Raw genomic sequence first — 15,221 nt, forward strand, 5'->3', positions numbered from 1 at the left:
TTCCCGTGTGAAAGTAGGTCATCGTCAGGCTCTTACAGTGAAAACCCCGTAGTCGAAAGATTACGGGGTTTTTTATTTGATCAATCGGTATTCTTGATATTGCTTGCGCAGTAGTGGACATGGAAAGGATGAGCATGCAGCTGCAGGACATGTTGTATTCACAGGGCTTTGGCATTCGCCGTGTCTGCTCCGGCTTGGTGCAGCAAGGCTGGGTGGAGCTGTGGAACCCGCAGACTTCTGACTGGGAGAAGGTCCTGGATTCCACCCAGCAGGTGGATCCCGAAGGTCTGCGTTTCAGGGTGCAAGGCGTGGAGTGGGAGTATCACGAGCTGGGTTATGTGCTGCTGAACAAGCCAGCCGGCACCGAATGCTCGCAAAAGCCATCGGCCTATCCCAGCATCTATACCTTGCTACCGGCTCCGCTGCGTCAGCGACCCAACAAAGGGGCGGTGCAAGGTGTTCAGGCGGTGGGTCGTCTGGACCAGGATACGACGGGCATGCTGCTGCTCAGCGATGATGGCCAGTTCATCCATCGCATGTCGTCGCCCAAAAAGCATGTCTCCAAAGTTTATCGAGTGACTTGCAAGCATCCGGTGGATGCCAAGCAGATACAGCGGCTGCTGGATGGTGTCGTACTCGATGATGATCCCAAGCCCGTCAAGGCAGCGGCCTGCGAGCAGGTTGACAGCCATGTGCTGGATCTGACGCTGACCGAGGGCAAGTATCACCAGGTCAAGCGCATGATTGCGGCTGTGAGCAACCGGGTCGAAGGTCTGCATCGCAGAAGAATCGGCGGCATGGAGTTGCCCGCAGAGCTGGAGCCTGGCCAATGGCGCTGGCTTACGGCGGATGAGCTGGAATTGTTCAAGCCGGGCAAGTAAGACAAAGCAAGATAAAAAGCCTGCTGGCTTGCGCCAGCAGGCTTTTTGATTGGCGACACGGGAAATCAGTGCCGCTGCGCAGGGAGCATGGACGCCTGCTGGAGCTGGCCCGAAGTTTGCAGCGCAGCGCCGGGCAGGAATTCGATGCCGGTGCGGCGCACCAGCTCCGCATAGCTGATGGGCTCGGTGACGCGGGCTGCGTCATCATTGGCCTGCCAGTGCGCCCAGGTACGCTGGCTCTGAGCGTCGTAAACCAGCTTGTAGAGAAAGCTGGGCACACGCACCTGGTTGTGGCCGACGGAGGCTGCGCCGGCCTCAAAGACCGGGCCGGTGATGATGTAGACATCGCCCTGAGCCCGCTGCGCATAGCTGCGCGTGTCTTTTTCGATGCGAGCCCAGGGGCCGCCGTTCTGCTTGATGGACTGGGGCACCATATTGGCCAGCGAGAAGCTCTGGGCCATGGCCTGTGCGGTTGGCATGTCGCCAGCGGGAGCCATGTGGCCGCGTGAGTAGCCGGAGCGCTTGTAGTCGTCCAGCTCGGCGCGTTCATCGCGGGGCAGGCGGGCATCGCTGTAGAACTTGTTGGTGCGCTTTTCGTCGGCATCGGCGACCAGGGCCTTGTTCAGACGTTGAGCAACGAAGACGGGCGTCTTGCTCTGGCCGCTGTGCAGCACGGCAAACGCGTCATAGCACAGCGCACGCAGCTTGGGCTGATCGCTGAGCACGGGGGGCTTGCCATTGGCAAAGAACTGCGGGCATTGCTCAAAGCCCTGGGTGCTGCGCGTGGGATTCTTGACCTGGATGAGCGATGCTGGGCCGACCGCTGCCGAGGGTGCAGGCATCCGGGCGGAGCAGGCCACGCTGCCGATGGCCAGCATTGCGATGCCGGCATGGCGCAGCCATAGCGGGACTCGTGAGGAGAAAGAGGAAAGCGGTGCTGAAAAAGCGAAAGACATGCGCGAAAAAGGCCGAGGGAGATGAAAAGAGTGCCAGCAGCCCAGGCGCAAGAGCGAGTCTGGCCGTCATCGAGGATGATTGATTGCTACTTGAATAAGAGCTGCTTGCGCAAGCTTTGAAAGCTTTTCAAGGTAAAAGTTTCCTGAAAAGCTTTCTAATAAAGCGTTGAGTGCTCATATTTTATGAAGGCTGGATGTCCTGTCCCTGCTTACGTCGCCAAGCTTCGGATCCCTGAGGGCGTTCCATGCATGAGCAGGATCTGAAGTGCGGCTCGGGTCTGCAGATGCAGCTGCTTGAGCGCCTCATCTTTCTGGGGCGGCAAAATGTACTGGCCCTGTGCGTTCTTCGCATAGGGCTTGCCCAGAATGTCGGCCATATCGATCTGATAGTAGCTGCGGTCGCCGTACGGGCGCTTGCCGTCGATATAGGGCAAGGGCCAGATCGCCTGGCCGTCCTCCTCCTCGGCCAAGACATAAGGCAGGTCATCGGTACCGACTTCACGCCACAGGGCGGCATGCAGCAGCGTCAGGTGTTCGGGGCGAAAGTCGAAGCTGCTGTCTGGCGCCTGACCCGAGAAGTCGGGCGGCAAGGCATAGCGACCGGGCGCCAAGGTGGCGGTGGCCACAAACTGCGGCAGCCAAAGGCAGACCTCGGCCAGGAGCCGGGTGGCCACAGCAGGATCGTGACTGCGCAGCACTTGCTGGGCCGTGTCGAGGGTGGACAGATCGCCGCCAAAGGGCTGCACGGGATCGAAGCCGGGTGCCCCAGACTCTACGGGCATCCACTGCACCCGCAGCAGGCGCATCAGCTGCAGATGCTGGGCGCTCAGCGGCGGCAGCGCCTGGCTGAAGACCGTCTGGATCACGGCTCGACGTTCGGTACTGCCCTGACGCTTGCGCAGCCACGACCAGCTCAAGGCGCCGGTTGCCGCAACTGCCAGGGTGGAGAGTGTGGAGATCAGCAGCCTGCGCTTCATGGGCGAAGGTTTTCAGTCATCGATGGAAGCGCTCCAGCGGTCGCCCCAGCCGCTGCGGTCCTGACGCACGCGATCGATTTCGCGGCGGTCGCGCTTGGTGGGGCGGCCGGTGTGCTGGGCCGCCAGTGCTTCGGCGGGCTCGGGTGCCAGACGGCGCTGCTCGGCCAGCTGTTCGCGCTGGGCAATGCTTTGTGCTGTTTCCTCGTATAGCTGTTGGGCCACGGGTGCCGGGCCGCGCATGCCGCTCAGCCCGCGCACTATGACTTCCCTGGGAATATTGCCCTGGCGCAGGTGGATGTGGTCGCCCGGGCGGATTTCACGCGAGGCCTTGGCATTGGCGTTGTTGACCGTGACCCGGCCTTTGCCAATCTCCTCCACAGCCAGGCTGCGGGTCTTGTAGAACCGCGCGCACCATAGCCATTTGTCCAGACGCATGGATTCAGTTTCACTCATATCGGTATTTTGCGGCGTGAAGGGATGGCGATTCAAGTCAGAGCAGTATCCATGTCCTGGGCATCGCCATTGTGCAGGGGCAGCTGAATCAGCGCCTGCAGGCCACGCACGCGGCCGAGTCCGTCGTGCAGGTTGCGCAGCTCGATCTGGCCGTCCAGGGTCTGCACGATTTCCTGGCAGATGGCCAGGCCCAGGCCGGAGCCGCTGCGCGTATTGCCCGCCGAAAAGGGCTGGAACAGCCGCTGGGCCAATTCATCGTCGATGCCGCTGCCGCTGTCTTCGATACTCAGCTGCGCCATGCCATCGTGCGCGCGCACATCGACCTGCAGACTCCCGTGCCTGGGGGTGTGGCGTATGGCGTTGTGCAGCAGGTTGCGGGTCAGCTCGCGCAGCATCCATTCATGGGCGGCCACGCAGCAGGCCTGGGTTTCGATGCCGAAATCCATGTCGTGATCGGCAATCAGCGGTGACAGCTCCAGCGCCACGTCGCGCACGATATCGTCGAGCTGGGCGAGCATGGAGCTGTTCTGGTTGCTGTCTTCCTGGCGCAGCTGCTCGACCTTGGCCAGGGCCAGCATCTGATTGGCGACGCGGGTGGCGCGGTCCACCGTGTCGTCAATCTCGGCAAAGGCCTGGGCCGGTGGAATATCGCCGCGCTTGGCAGACTGGACCTGAACCTTGAGCACGGCCAGCGGCGTGCGTAGCTGGTGCGAGGCGTCGCGCACAAAGCGCTTCTGATTGCTCAGCAGGCCTTGCAGGCGCTGCATGGTCTGGTTGGTGGCTTCCAGCAGGGGCTGGACTTCGCGCGGGACCTCGGGCGCAGCCAGCGGACTCAGATCCCCCTGGGCACGGCCCTGCAGGTCCTGGCTGAGCTGGCGTATGGGCTGGGTGGCGCGCTGTACCACGATGATGACGATCAGCGCGACGACCAGCACCAGCAGGGCCTGACGAATCAGAGTGTCACGCAGAATCTGCAAGGCCAGGGATTCGCGCAGCTCCAGGGTTTCGGCCACCTGGATCACGGCCATGCCGCGTCCGTCGGCACTGGCAACCGGCTGCAGCAGCACGGCCACGCGCACGGGGTGGCCGCGAAACTCGTCGTCATAGAAGTCCACCAGCGCCGCATAGGGCGGGCGCTGTGGAATCCTGCCGTTCCAGACAGGCAGTTCCTCGAAGCCGGAGATCAACTGTCCGTCCAGCGTGGAGACGCGGTAGAACATGCGGCTTTGGTTGTCAGCCTCGAAAATTTCCAGTGCCGAATAGGGAACGATGGCACGCAACTGTGCCTGATCGTCGTATCCCGTGACGCCAATTTGCTCGCTGATGCTTTTGGCCGAGGCCAGCAGGGTTCTGTCGTAAGCCGTGTGCAGCGATGCCAGGGTTTGCTGATAGAGGCTCCAGGCGTTGAGGGCAATCAGCGCCAGCACAGGCAGCAAGATGCCGGTGAGCAGCAGGCGCCGCAGCGACCAGGCTGTCTTGGGCTGCGCTTTGGCCGCAGCGGCTGTCATGCCGCGGCCTCGGCCTTGACCAGATAGCCCAGTCCGCGCAGCGTGACCAGTTGCACGCCGGTGCCGCCCAGCTTTTTGCGCAGCCGGTAGGCCACGACTTCCACGGCCTCGTATTGCACATCGACCTCGCCGGGGAAGACCAGACTGAACAGCCGTTCCTTGGTGACCGCATGGCCGGGGCGGGCCAGCAACGCATGCATCATGGACAGCTCGCGCGGGGTCAGCTCCAGAACCTTGTCGTCGAGATAAATGGCGCCGCTTTCCTTTTCATAGCGCAATGCGCCCAGGGTGATAACTTCAGAGGCCGATCTGGGGGTGAAGCTATCCTGGCTGCGGCGCAGCAGGGCGCGCAGGCGTGCTTCCAGTTCGTCGAGGTCAAAGGGCTTGGCCAGATAGTCGTCGGCACCGGCGTTCAGCCCCATGACGCGGTCGCCCACGGTGCCACGTGCCGTCAGTATCAGCACCGGTGTGCGCAGGCCCAGGGCCCGGGCGCGCTCCAGCACCTGCAGGCCGTCGAGGCCGGGCAGACTCAGGTCCAGCACCACGGCATCGGGTTCGCGGGTCTGCCAGTGAGCAAGGGCACTGGGGCCGTCGGCCGCCACATCCACATGCAGCCCGCGGCGCATCAGGGTGCGCTGCAGCGTGGTGCGCATGGCGGAATCATCTTCAACAAGCAGTAATTGCATGCAGCCGAACATAGCACTGTGCTGCGAATGCGAAGACAAGTCGTGAAACTACCGGGCTTGCTTAAGGGATAGCCCTAGGTGATTGGACAGCCGTTTGACAGGCAGGCTGTCCATGATTGCATTCACCAACTACATAAGGAGTACATCATGCGTCGTGATACGTTTCTGAAGTCTCTGGCAGCCCTGGCGGCGGCCGGTGCTTTGCCCCTGTCGGCCCAGGCAGCGGCAGCCATCAAGATGATGCTGCCCGCCAACCCTGGTGGCGGCTGGGACACGACAGGCCGTGCCCTGGGCAAGGCCTTGCAGGACGCAGGTGTGGCTTCTTCCGTCACTTATGACAACAAGGGCGGCGCTGCCGGCGCCATCGGTCTGGCCCAGTTCGTCAACGGCAGCAAGGGCGATCCCAATGCCATGATGGTCATGGGCGCCGTGATGCTGGGCGGCATCATTACCGGCAAGCCTCCTGTCAACCTGAGCCAGGCCACGCCTTTGGCACGCCTGACCAGCGAGTACAACGTGTTTGTGCTGCCCGCCAATTCGCCCTACAAGAACATGGCGGAAGTGGTGGCCCAGCTCAAGAAGGACCCTGGCTCCATCAAGTGGGGCGGTGGCTCGCGCGGCTCCACCGAACACATTGCTGCTGCCATGATCGCCCGTGAAGTGGGTGTGGACCCCGCCAAGATCAACTACGTGGCTTTCCGTGGGGGCGGTGAGGCCATCTCCGCCATTCTGGGCGGCAACGTCACCGTGGGCGGCAGCGGCTTCAGCGAGTTTGCCGAGTACATCGCGACCGGCAAGATGAAGCCCATCGGCGTGACTTCGGCTCAACGCCTCAAGGGTGCGGCGTCCAGCATTCCCACGCTCAAGGAGCAGGGCATCAACGTGGAAATCGGCAACTGGCGCGGTGTGTATGGCGCTCCCGGCATCTCCAAGGCCCAGCGCGACGAGCTGGTCGCCCAGATCGAAAAAGCTACCAAGAGCAAGGCCTGGGCCGAAGCGCTGCAAAAGAATGACTGGACACCTGCCTGGCTGAGCGGCGATGCCTTTGGCAAGTTCGTCGACGACGAGTTCGCCAGCCTGCGCGCCACCATGGCCAAGTCCGGCATGATCTGATGATCTCCAGGCCGCTGCGTTCTGCAGCGGCCTTTTCAGGACATGGCACAGGGCTGGCGACTTCAGCCCTGATCGCGTTGTGTCCTGCAGTTTTCCCCCGCACTGATTGATGGCCTGCCCCTGACGGCGCAAGCCAGGGTTTGTGCAACCCCATGATGCCGTGAGAGCTGCTGGCAAGTTTGCTCTGACGGGTTCCGAAAACCATTGAAATCAAACACATTCATCATGTCTGATTCATTCCAAGATCTGGCCCGGGCAGCGGAGGCCGCACAGGTTTCGGCCTATGCAGACCCCGATGAGCCGCAAAGCCCCAATGTACCGTCCAAAAGAGCACAAACCATTGTCGGTTCGGGCGTGCTGCTGGTCGCTGTCGGCCTGGCTGTCGGCGCACTGCAGATTCCTTCCGATTCGGGCTATGGTGGCGTCGGCCCCAACTTTCTGCCCTGGCTGTGCGCCATCGTGCTGGCCGTTTGCGGTGCGTTGCTGATCTGGGAAGCTCGGAGCGGCGGCTTTCGCCATGCGGCGGATCCTGGCGGCCATGCCAAGGCCGATATATTGTCTTTTGTCTGGGTTTCTGCAGGCCTGCTGATCAATGCGGCTTTGATTGGAACCGTCGGCTTTATCTTCAGCTGCACGATTTGCTATGTCTTGGCCGTGCAAGGCCTGCGCCGCGCCGCGCATCAGCCTCAGGCCTCTGAAATCGGTACCTGGGTGAAGGATGTGATCACTGGCTTGCTGATTTCAGCGCCCGTTTTCTGGATGTTTACTCAGTTCCTGGCAATCAATCTGCCTGGCTTGACTCAGACGGGGTGGCTGTAATGGATATCTTCAATGCTTTGATGGCAGGCTTTGCCACCGCCATCACGCCCGTCAATCTGTTGTGGGCTCTGGTGGGCTGTGCCCTGGGTACGGCTGTGGGCGTGCTGCCCGGTATCGGCCCGGCCGTGGCAGTGGCCATGCTGCTGCCCATCACCGCCAAGGTGGATGTGACGGCTTCCATGATCTTTTTTGCCGGCATCTACTACGGTGCCATGTATGGCGGCTCGACCACCTCGATTCTGCTGAACACGCCCGGCGAAACGGCGTCCATGGTCACGGCCATGGAGGGCAACAAGATGGCCAAGAGCGGCCGAGCGGGCGCGGCGCTGGCAACCGCCGCCATCGGCTCGTTTGTCGCGGGGACCTTTGCCACCGTGGTGGTGACCCTGTTTGCTCCCTATGTCGCCGACTTCGCCGTGAAGCTGGGCCCGCCCGAGTACTTCATGCTGATGGTGCTGGCCTTCACCACCGTGAGCGCCGTGCTGGGCCAAAGCTCGCTGCGCGGCATGACGGCGCTGTTTGTCGGCCTGGCTGCAGGCTGCATCGGCATGGATCAGATCTCCGGTGCCGCGCGCTATACCGGCGGCAAGATGGAACTGCTGGACGGCATCGACATCGTGCTGGTGGCAGTGGGTCTGTTTGCCGTGGCTGAAGTGCTGTATGCCGCCATGTATGAAGGCAAGGTCGAGGAGTCGCAGAACAAGCTGACCCGTGTGCACATGACCAAGCGTGACTGGAAGCGTTCCTGGCCCGCCTGGATGCGCGGCACGCTGCTGGGTACACCGTTTGGCTGCATTCCCGCTGGCGGCACCGAGATCCCGACCTTTCTGAGCTACGCGACAGAGAAGAAGCTGGCCAAGGGCGAAGACAAGGCCGAGTTCGGCGGCAAGGGCGCCATCGAAGGCGTGGCCGGTCCGGAAGCTGCCAACAATGCCACCGTGACCGCAGCCCTGATTCCGCTGCTGACGCTGGGCATTCCTACCAGCAACACCACGGCCGTGCTGCTGGGCGCCTTCCAGAACTACGGCATCAACCCCGGCCCCCAGCTGTTCACCAGCTCGGCGGCCCTGGTCTGGGCGCTGATTGCCTCGCTGTACATCGGCAACGTGATGCTGCTGGTGCTCAACCTGCCCATGGTGGGTCTGTGGGTCAAGCTGCTGAAGATTCCGCGTCCCCAGCTGTATGCCGGCATCTTGATCTTTGCAACGGTCGGTGCCTACGGCATGCGCCAGAGCGCGTTCGATCTGTTCCTGCTCTACGGCATTGGCTTGCTCGGTGTGATCATGCGCCGCTTCGACTTCCCCACCGCCCCCGTGGTGGTAGGCATGATCCTCGGCCCCTTGGCGGAAGCGCAGATGCGCAATGCCGTGTCGATCGGCGAAGGCAGCTGGTGGATCTTCCTGCAGCGCCCCATGTCGCTGACGCTGATCATCATCGTGCTGGCCGTACTGATCATTCCCCGCGTGCTCAAGCGCCTGTCGGAGGCCAAGCATGCCCGGGAGGCAAGCGCCGCCTGAGTCCCGTTTCCTAGCCTGCTGCGGGAGCTGTACGCATGGAGCCCGTTGCATTCATATCCCCTGTTCGGTGAGCTGGACAGGGGATTTTTTTATGGAGGCCGGCTAAAGCATTGCTTTGAATGCGCTAGCTGGAGGTCTGTGCCGATGGTTTTGGGGCAATGTCGCCCTACCATGGCGCAATGATGGAAATGAGCCAACGGCTACCCAACGATTTCGCTTGCGAGCTGCCCGACGATGCCGACGGCATCTATGCATTGGCGGCACGGTCCATGTTTCAGCTGTTCTCGTCAATGAGCCAGGGCATGTTTCTGGTCGACAGAAGCGGGCGCATTGTCTGGGTCAACAAAGGCTACGAGCGTTTTTTGCCACGCCTGGGAGTAGCCGGTGTGGGCGATTTTCTCGGGCATAAGGTGGAGGAGGTCATCCCCAACACGCAGATGCGCAACGTGCTGGAGACCGGCAAGCCGGTCTTGATCGATCTGCTGACCAATAGCGCCGGAACCTTTGTCGTCAGCCGCCTGCCGCTGCATGACGATGAAGGTGGCGTGATCGGTGCCATCGGCATTGTGCTGTTCGATCAGCCCGAGACGACCTTGCAGCCGCTGATCAGCAAGTTTGCGATGCTGCAGCGCGATCTCGATGAAGCGCGGCGCGAGCTGGCTGCCCAGCGCAGCCGCAGCTTGCAGGCGTCCGTACAGGGTTCGCGCCGCAGCAAATACAGCTTTGCCAGCTTTGTGGGCAGCAGCCCGGCTGCGGTCGAGGTCAAGCGCCAGGCGCGACGGGCGGCCCAGTCCATGAGTCCGGTGCTGCTGCTGGGCGAGACCGGTACCGGCAAGGAGGTGCTGGCCCATGCCATCCATGCCGCATCGGCGCGGTCTGCCGGTCCTTTTGTGAGCGTCAATATCGCGGCCATTCCCGAAACGCTGCTGGAGGCCGAATTCTTCGGCGTGGCTCCGGGCGCATTCACCGGAGCCGACCGCAAGACGCGCGATGGCAAGTTCAAGCTCGCCGATGGCGGCACCCTGTTTCTCGACGAAATCGGCGACATGCCCGCCAGTCTGCAGGCCAAGCTGCTGCGGGCCTTGCAGGAGGGAGAGATCGAGCCGCTGGGCTCTAACCAGATCGTGCATTTCGATGTGCGCGTGGTGGCCGCCACCTCTCGGGATCTGCTGCAGATGGTGCGCGACGGGCGCTTCCGGGAAGACCTGTTCTACCGGCTGCATGTGCTGCCCGTGCGCGTGCCGCCGCTGCGCGAGCGCAGCAGCGATATCCCGGCCCTGGTGGAAATGCTCTGCGAGGACCTGGCGCTGCGCAACGACATGGTTCCACCGGAGCTGGGAAAGGGGGCGCTGGAATTGCTGGTCGCACAGGCCTGGCGCGGCAATATTCGCGAGCTGCGCAATGTGCTGGAGCAGGCAGCCATGCGCTGCGATGACTCGCACATTGATGCCGGCCTGCTGGCACAGGTGCTGCGCTCGTCCGGGGTAGAGCTGCAGGTTCCGCATCGGCAGCCCTTGACGCAGGAACCCGTGGCTGCGGCGGGCGATTTGCTCAAGCCGCTTGCCGAGCAAATGGCCGAGCTCGAAGCCCGTGCGATAAGGGCCGCGATGCAGGCCCATGGAGGCAACAAGCTGGCCGTTGCAAGGACGCTCGGCATATCGCGCGCCAAGCTCTACGACCGGCTCGAGAAGCTGAATTTCTGAGCCATGCTAGGGATTGCCCTTGGTGGGTAGGACTTGGTTTGTTTTTATAGTTATAAAAAATATCTAATTTGAGTCCGGAGACAGCATGGCATTGGTACAAGGGCAGGAGTTGTGGAGGCCCACGCAGCAGCAGCAGGAGCAAAGCGGCCTGTGGCATTACATGGACTGGCTGCGCGACAGCCGTGGCCGTGACTTCTCCGACTATGAAGCGCTGTGGCAATGGTCGGCGACGGATATCGAAGGCTTTTGGCGCTCCGTCTGGGACTATTTCGACATTCAGGCCGATGGTGACCCGACGCAGGTGCTGGCCGGCCGCAAGATGCCGGGTGCCGAGTGGTTTCCCGAAACCCGGCTCAACTATGCCGAACACATCTTCCGCCAGGCCAGCGACCAGCGTCCGGCCATCATTGCGCGCTGCGAGGGCCAGACCCCGGTCGAAGTCTCCTGGCAGCAACTGCAGCGCGATGTGGGCGCCCTGGCGGCAAGCCTGCGCGGTCTGGGCATCGTGCGTGGCGATCGCGTGGTGGCCTATCTGCCCAATGTGCCGCAGACCGTGGTGGCGTTTCTGGCCTGTGCCAGCATTGGCGCCATCTGGTCCAGTTGCGCGCCGGAGATGGGCGTATCCGTGGTGCTGGATCGCTTCCAGCAGATTGCGCCCAAGCTGATTTTCGCGACCGACAGCTATAGCTATGCCGGCAGGCAGTTCGATCGCCGTGAAGTGCTGGACGAGGTGCTCCAGGGTCTGCCCGATATTGCCCGGGTGATTCATGTGCCGGGGCCCTTGTTCGGCAGCGATGCCGAACACGCGGCCGTGCCCTGGCGTGACTGCATGAGTTGGGCCGATGCAACGTGCCATGCAGCGCCGCTGCAGTTCGAGCGCCTGCCGTTCTCCCATCCGCTGTGGGTGGTGTACTCGTCGGGAACCACCGGCCTGCCCAAGGCCATGGTGCACAGTCATGGCGGCATCGTGCTCACCCATCTCAAAACCAATCGCCTGCAGCACGACGTGTTGCCCGGCGATCGTTTCATGTTCCTGGGCAGCACGGGCTGGATTGTTTGGAACCTGATGATAGGCAGCCTGCTGGCCGGCGCGACCGTGGTCCTGTCCGACGGCAACCCGACGGCGCCGAGCGACGATGCGCTCTGGGACTTCATCGACCAATACCAGGTCAGCATCTTCGGTTGCGGTGCGGCCTTCCTCACCAAGAGCATGAAGGATGGCGTCTCGCCGAAGAAGGGGCGCCAGTTCGAGAAGCTGCGTGCCATCAACTCCACGGGCTCGCCGCTGCCTCTCGATGCCTATGCCTGGGTCTACGATAACGTCAAAAATGATCTGTGGCTGGCCTCGATCAGCGGCGGCACGGATATCGCCTCGGGCTTTGTGGCCTGCGCGCCCATACTGCCCGTCAACGCGGGCGAGATTCAGTGCCGCGAGCTGGGCGTGGCCGCCTATGCCTTCAATGAACAGGGGCAGAGCGTGGTCGGCGAAGTCGGCGAGCTGGTGATCACCGAGCCCATGCCCTCCATGCCCGTGTTCTTCTGGAACGACAAGAGCGGGGCGCGCTACCACGACAGCTATTTCGACGTGTTTGCCGGCTGCTGGCGCCACGGTGACTGGATCGAGTTCAGCGAGCGCGGCACGGCCGTGATCTACGGACGCTCGGACAGCACCATCAACCGCTTCGGCATACGCATGGGCACGGCGGAGATCTACCGTGTCGTCGAGGAGCTCGACGCCGTCAAGGACAGCCTGGTGGTCGATCTCGAATACCTGGGTCGACCTTCCTTCATGCCGCTGTTCGTGACTCTGGCCGAAGGCCAGGCATTGACAGGCGAGCTGACCGCCCAGATCAAGAACGCCATCAAGACCAAGGCTTCGGCACGCCACGTGCCCAATGTGGTGGTTCAGGTGGCCGAGATTCCGCGCACCCTCACCGGCAAGAAGATGGAGGTGCCGGTGCGCAAGCTGCTGCTGGGAGCGGACGCGGCCAAGGTGGCTAGCCCCGATGCCATGGCCAATCCATCCAGCATTGATTTCTTTATTCAATTTCGAGAGCAGGTACCGCAGGCGTGACAAGCGCTTGAGGCTGATTTGACTCAATACCCAAAGCAGGCCCACCCATGAATCATCAAGATCTGATCGCCATCGACTTCCACACCCATGCGGAAGTCAGCTGCCGCAATCCCTTTGACAGCTACGGCGAGGAGTACGACCGCGCGGCCGACAAATACTTCGGCAGCTCGCTGCGCCCGACGATCGCCGAAACCATTGCCTATTACCGCGAGCGCAAGATCGGTCTGGTGATGTTCACGGTGGACAGCGAGGCGCAACTGGGTCGCCGCCGCATCCCCAACGAAGAGATTGCCGATGCCGCGCGCGAGAACAGCGACATGATGGTGGCGTTCGCCAGCATCGACCCGCACAAGGGCAAGATGGGCGCGCGCGAGGCCGAACGCCTGATCACCGAATGCGGCGTCAAGGGCTTCAAGTTCCATCCCACGGTGCAGGGCTTTCATCCCTACGACCGCATGGCCTGGCCCATCTACGAGGTCATCAACCACTACAAGCTGCCCGCCATCTTCCACACCGGCCACAGCGGCATCGGCAGCGGCATGAAGTGCGGCGGCGGTCTGCGCCTGGCCTACAGCAACCCCATGCTGCTGGACGACGTGGCCGTGGACTTCGGCGATATGCAGATCGTCATGGCCCATCCCAGCTTTCCCTGGCAGGACGAGGCGATCTCGGTGGCGCTGCACAAGCCCAATGTCTGGATCGATCTTTCGGGCTGGAGTCCCAAGTATTTCCCCAAGCAGCTGGTGCAGTACGCCAACACCCTGCTCAAGGACCGTGTGTTGTTCGGCAGCGACTTCCCGCTGATCACGCCCGAGCGCTGGATGAAGGACTTCGAGGTCGCCGGCTTCAAGCCCGAGGTCATGCCCGGCATTCTCAAGGACAACGCCGTGCGGCTGCTGGAGCTGGACAGAAAACGCGATGCCGCATGAAAGCCACAAGGATCACCCCGGTGATCCTTTTTTCATGGTGGATTGAGCAAAGCCTGGGATGGGCCCTAAGGCGGCTGTTGATTTGTATTGAAATCAGTCACTGCATGAATTAAATACATTAATTGTCTGATTTTCAGTCGATATGGAGCTGCGTATGGTGGCTCTTCAGAGGAAAACCAGACTGGCACGAAGACTGCTGTCTGCACACCATAGAAAGACAAGCGGACACACCGCATCCATCCTCAAGGAGACAATACATGCACAAGCGCAGCCTGCTGCAGGCGGCCGTTCTGGCGGCCATGGTGGTTCATGTTCCCGGCGCCCTGGCGCAATCCGAAATCCGCATTGCCCATGTCTACAGCAAGACCGGGCCTCTGGAAGCCTACGGCAAGCAGACCCAGGCAGGCCTGATGATGGGCCTGGAATATGCGACGGGTGGCAGCATGACGGTGGCGGGCAAGAAGCTGGTGGTGATCGAGAAGGACGACCAGGGCAAGCCCGACCTCGGCAAGAGCCAGCTGGCCACCGCGTATTCGGACGACAAGGCCGATCTGGCCGTGGGGCCCAGCGCTTCGGGCGTGGCGCTGGCCATGCTGCCCGTGGCCGAGGAGTACAAGAAGATCCTGCTCGTCGAGCCTGCCGTGGCCGATTCCATTACGGGCGACAAGTGGAACAAGTACATCTTCCGCACGGGCCGCAATTCCAGCCAGGACGCGATCGGCAATGCCGTGGCCATAGACAAGCCCGGCGTGACCATCGCCACGCTGGCCCAGGACAACGCCTTCGGCCGCGACGGCGTCAAGGCCTTCAAGGAGGCTGTCAAAAAAGGCAAGCTGGTGCACGAGGAGTACCTGCCCGCAGCCACGACCGACTTCACGGCCGGCGCCCAGCGCCTGATCGACAAACTCAAGGACCAGCCGGGCAAGAAGATCATCTGGATCGTCTGGGCCGGCGCCGGCAATCCCTTCAAGATCGCCGACATGGACCTCAAGCGCTACGGCATCGAGATCGCCACGGGTGGAAACATCCTGCCCGCCATGGCGGCCTACAAGAACCTGCCGGGCATGGAAGGCGCGACCTATTACTACTACGGCATTCCCAAGAACCCGGTCAACGAGGCGCTGGTGTCCATGAACTACAAGCAGTTCAAGGCGCCGCCGGACTTCTTCACGGCGGGGGGCTTCTCGGCCGCCATGGCCATCGTCACGGCGCTCAAGAAGACCAATGGCGACACCAAGGCGAATACGCTGATCAAGGCCATGGAGGGCATGAGCTTCGATACGCCCAAGGGCCAGATGACCTTCCGAAAGCAGGACCACCAGGCCATGCAGAGCATGTACCACTTCAGGATCAAGAACGACCCGGCCTTTGCCTGGGGCGTGCCCGAGCTGGTGCGCGAGATCAAGCCTGAAGAAATGAACGTTCCCGTCCGGAACGGGCGCTAACTCCCTGAGTTACTTCGCCCAGGCGGCCCCGCGCCTTCCCCTAACCGGACGTCCCCTCTCTCTTTGGGAGGGAGACGACGCCATCGCCGCGAGGCGGCTCTTGCTCGGCGTCTCTGACTTGGTCAGCGCGCGGGCAAGGTTAAGTTCACTTTTTGATAGC

At 62.2% G+C, this 15,221-nt stretch carries 13 protein-coding genes; 8 read left to right on the forward strand and 5 right to left on the reverse strand.

Going from position 1 to position 15,221, the window contains the following annotated elements; genetic code table 11:
* Positions 1-134 precede the first annotated feature (134 nt).
* Positions 135-881, forward strand: a complete 747-nt coding sequence (locus ACWGXF_RS20630; RefSeq protein WP_202789124.1) for a 16S rRNA pseudouridine(516) synthase — start codon at positions 135-137, stop codon at positions 879-881.
* 65 nt (positions 882-946) lie between these two features.
* On the opposite strand, the gene ACWGXF_RS20635 is transcribed toward ACWGXF_RS20630, so the two are convergent.
* The 5 genes from ACWGXF_RS20635 to ACWGXF_RS20655 form a co-directional block, all read right to left on the reverse strand.
* Positions 947-1,759: a DNA/RNA non-specific endonuclease gene (locus ACWGXF_RS20635; protein ID WP_256631312.1), complete on the reverse strand. Its 813-nt coding sequence runs from the start codon at positions 1,757-1,759 to the stop codon at positions 947-949.
* A gap of 287 nt (positions 1,760-2,046) precedes the next feature.
* Entirely contained in the window at positions 2,047-2,814 is a 768-nt protein-coding gene (locus tag ACWGXF_RS20640; RefSeq protein WP_256629950.1) for a hypothetical protein, read from the reverse strand.
* Between the two features lie 12 nt (positions 2,815-2,826).
* Complete coding sequence (locus ACWGXF_RS20645) at positions 2,827-3,267, reverse strand: RNA-binding S4 domain-containing protein (protein ID WP_034362959.1); 441 nt, start codon at positions 3,265-3,267, stop codon at positions 2,827-2,829.
* Between the two features lie 32 nt (positions 3,268-3,299).
* The gene (locus ACWGXF_RS20650) at positions 3,300-4,775 is read right to left on the reverse strand and encodes a sensor histidine kinase (RefSeq protein ID WP_256629951.1); all 1,476 of its coding nucleotides are present in this window, start codon (positions 4,773-4,775) and stop codon (positions 3,300-3,302) included.
* On the reverse strand, positions 4,772-5,473 hold the full coding sequence (locus ACWGXF_RS20655; protein WP_003068809.1) for a response regulator: 702 nt from the start codon (positions 5,471-5,473) through the stop codon (positions 4,772-4,774). The genes ACWGXF_RS20650 and ACWGXF_RS20655 overlap by 4 nt, the downstream gene beginning before the upstream one ends.
* 135 nt (positions 5,474-5,608) lie before the next feature.
* Here ACWGXF_RS20655 and ACWGXF_RS20660 point away from each other — a divergent pair, with 135 nt between their 5' ends.
* The 7 genes from ACWGXF_RS20660 to ACWGXF_RS20690 all read left to right on the forward strand — a co-directional run bounded on the left by ACWGXF_RS20660 (position 5,609) and on the right by ACWGXF_RS20690 (position 15,061).
* Entirely contained in the window at positions 5,609-6,574 is a 966-nt protein-coding gene (locus ACWGXF_RS20660; protein WP_003068811.1) for a Bug family tripartite tricarboxylate transporter substrate binding protein, read from the forward strand.
* Positions 6,575-6,799: 225 nt separating this feature from the next.
* Complete coding sequence (locus ACWGXF_RS20665) at positions 6,800-7,393, forward strand: tripartite tricarboxylate transporter TctB family protein (RefSeq protein ID WP_003068813.1); 594 nt, start codon at positions 6,800-6,802, stop codon at positions 7,391-7,393.
* The gene (locus ACWGXF_RS20670) at positions 7,393-8,910 is read left to right on the forward strand and encodes a tripartite tricarboxylate transporter permease (RefSeq protein WP_012837420.1); all 1,518 of its coding nucleotides are present in this window, start codon (positions 7,393-7,395) and stop codon (positions 8,908-8,910) included. The genes ACWGXF_RS20665 and ACWGXF_RS20670 overlap by 1 nt, the downstream gene beginning before the upstream one ends.
* Before the next feature lie 188 nt (positions 8,911-9,098).
* On the forward strand, positions 9,099-10,613 hold the full coding sequence (locus ACWGXF_RS20675; RefSeq protein ID WP_306164050.1) for a sigma-54 interaction domain-containing protein: 1,515 nt from the start codon (positions 9,099-9,101) through the stop codon (positions 10,611-10,613).
* 85 nt (positions 10,614-10,698) lie between these two features.
* Positions 10,699-12,687, forward strand: a complete 1,989-nt coding sequence (locus ACWGXF_RS20680; RefSeq protein WP_256629952.1) for an acetoacetate--CoA ligase — start codon at positions 10,699-10,701, stop codon at positions 12,685-12,687.
* Positions 12,688-12,734: 47 nt separating this feature from the next.
* A complete protein-coding gene (locus ACWGXF_RS20685; RefSeq protein ID WP_034357944.1) occupies positions 12,735-13,616 on the forward strand; it encodes an amidohydrolase family protein in 882 nt (293 codons plus the stop codon).
* A gap of 257 nt (positions 13,617-13,873) precedes the next feature.
* Positions 13,874-15,061: a substrate-binding domain-containing protein gene (locus ACWGXF_RS20690; protein WP_012837424.1), complete on the forward strand. Its 1,188-nt coding sequence runs from the start codon at positions 13,874-13,876 to the stop codon at positions 15,059-15,061.
* Positions 15,062-15,221 lie beyond the last annotated feature (160 nt).

This window comes from Comamonas sp. HJ-2, assembly GCF_053615495.1.

Bases quoted from the DNA above. Each gene is read 5' to 3' on its own strand.
- ACWGXF_RS20650 (WP_256629951.1), bottom strand. From the start codon at position 4,775: ATGACAGCCGCTGCGGCCAAAGCGCAGCCCAAGACAGCCTGGTCGCTG.
- ACWGXF_RS20680 (WP_256629952.1), top strand. From the start codon at position 10,699: ATGGCATTGGTACAAGGGCAGGAGTTGTGGAGGCCCACGCAGCAGCAG.
- ACWGXF_RS20640 (WP_256629950.1), bottom strand. From the start codon at position 2,814: ATGAAGCGCAGGCTGCTGATCTCCACACTCTCCACCCTGGCAGTTGCG.
- ACWGXF_RS20635 (WP_256631312.1), bottom strand. From the start codon at position 1,759: ATGCTGGCCATCGGCAGCGTGGCCTGCTCCGCCCGGATGCCTGCACCC.
- ACWGXF_RS20685 (WP_034357944.1), top strand. From the start codon at position 12,735: ATGAATCATCAAGATCTGATCGCCATCGACTTCCACACCCATGCGGAA.
- ACWGXF_RS20655 (WP_003068809.1), bottom strand. From the start codon at position 5,473: ATGTTCGGCTGCATGCAATTACTGCTTGTTGAAGATGATTCCGCCATG.
- ACWGXF_RS20690 (WP_012837424.1), top strand. From the start codon at position 13,874: ATGCACAAGCGCAGCCTGCTGCAGGCGGCCGTTCTGGCGGCCATGGTG.
- ACWGXF_RS20660 (WP_003068811.1), top strand. From the start codon at position 5,609: ATGCGTCGTGATACGTTTCTGAAGTCTCTGGCAGCCCTGGCGGCGGCC.
- ACWGXF_RS20665 (WP_003068813.1), top strand. From the start codon at position 6,800: ATGTCTGATTCATTCCAAGATCTGGCCCGGGCAGCGGAGGCCGCACAG.
- ACWGXF_RS20670 (WP_012837420.1), top strand. From the start codon at position 7,393: ATGGATATCTTCAATGCTTTGATGGCAGGCTTTGCCACCGCCATCACG.
- ACWGXF_RS20645 (WP_034362959.1), bottom strand. From the start codon at position 3,267: ATGAGTGAAACTGAATCCATGCGTCTGGACAAATGGCTATGGTGCGCG.
- ACWGXF_RS20630 (WP_202789124.1), top strand. From the start codon at position 135: ATGCAGCTGCAGGACATGTTGTATTCACAGGGCTTTGGCATTCGCCGT.
- ACWGXF_RS20675 (WP_306164050.1), top strand. From the start codon at position 9,099: ATGAGCCAACGGCTACCCAACGATTTCGCTTGCGAGCTGCCCGACGAT.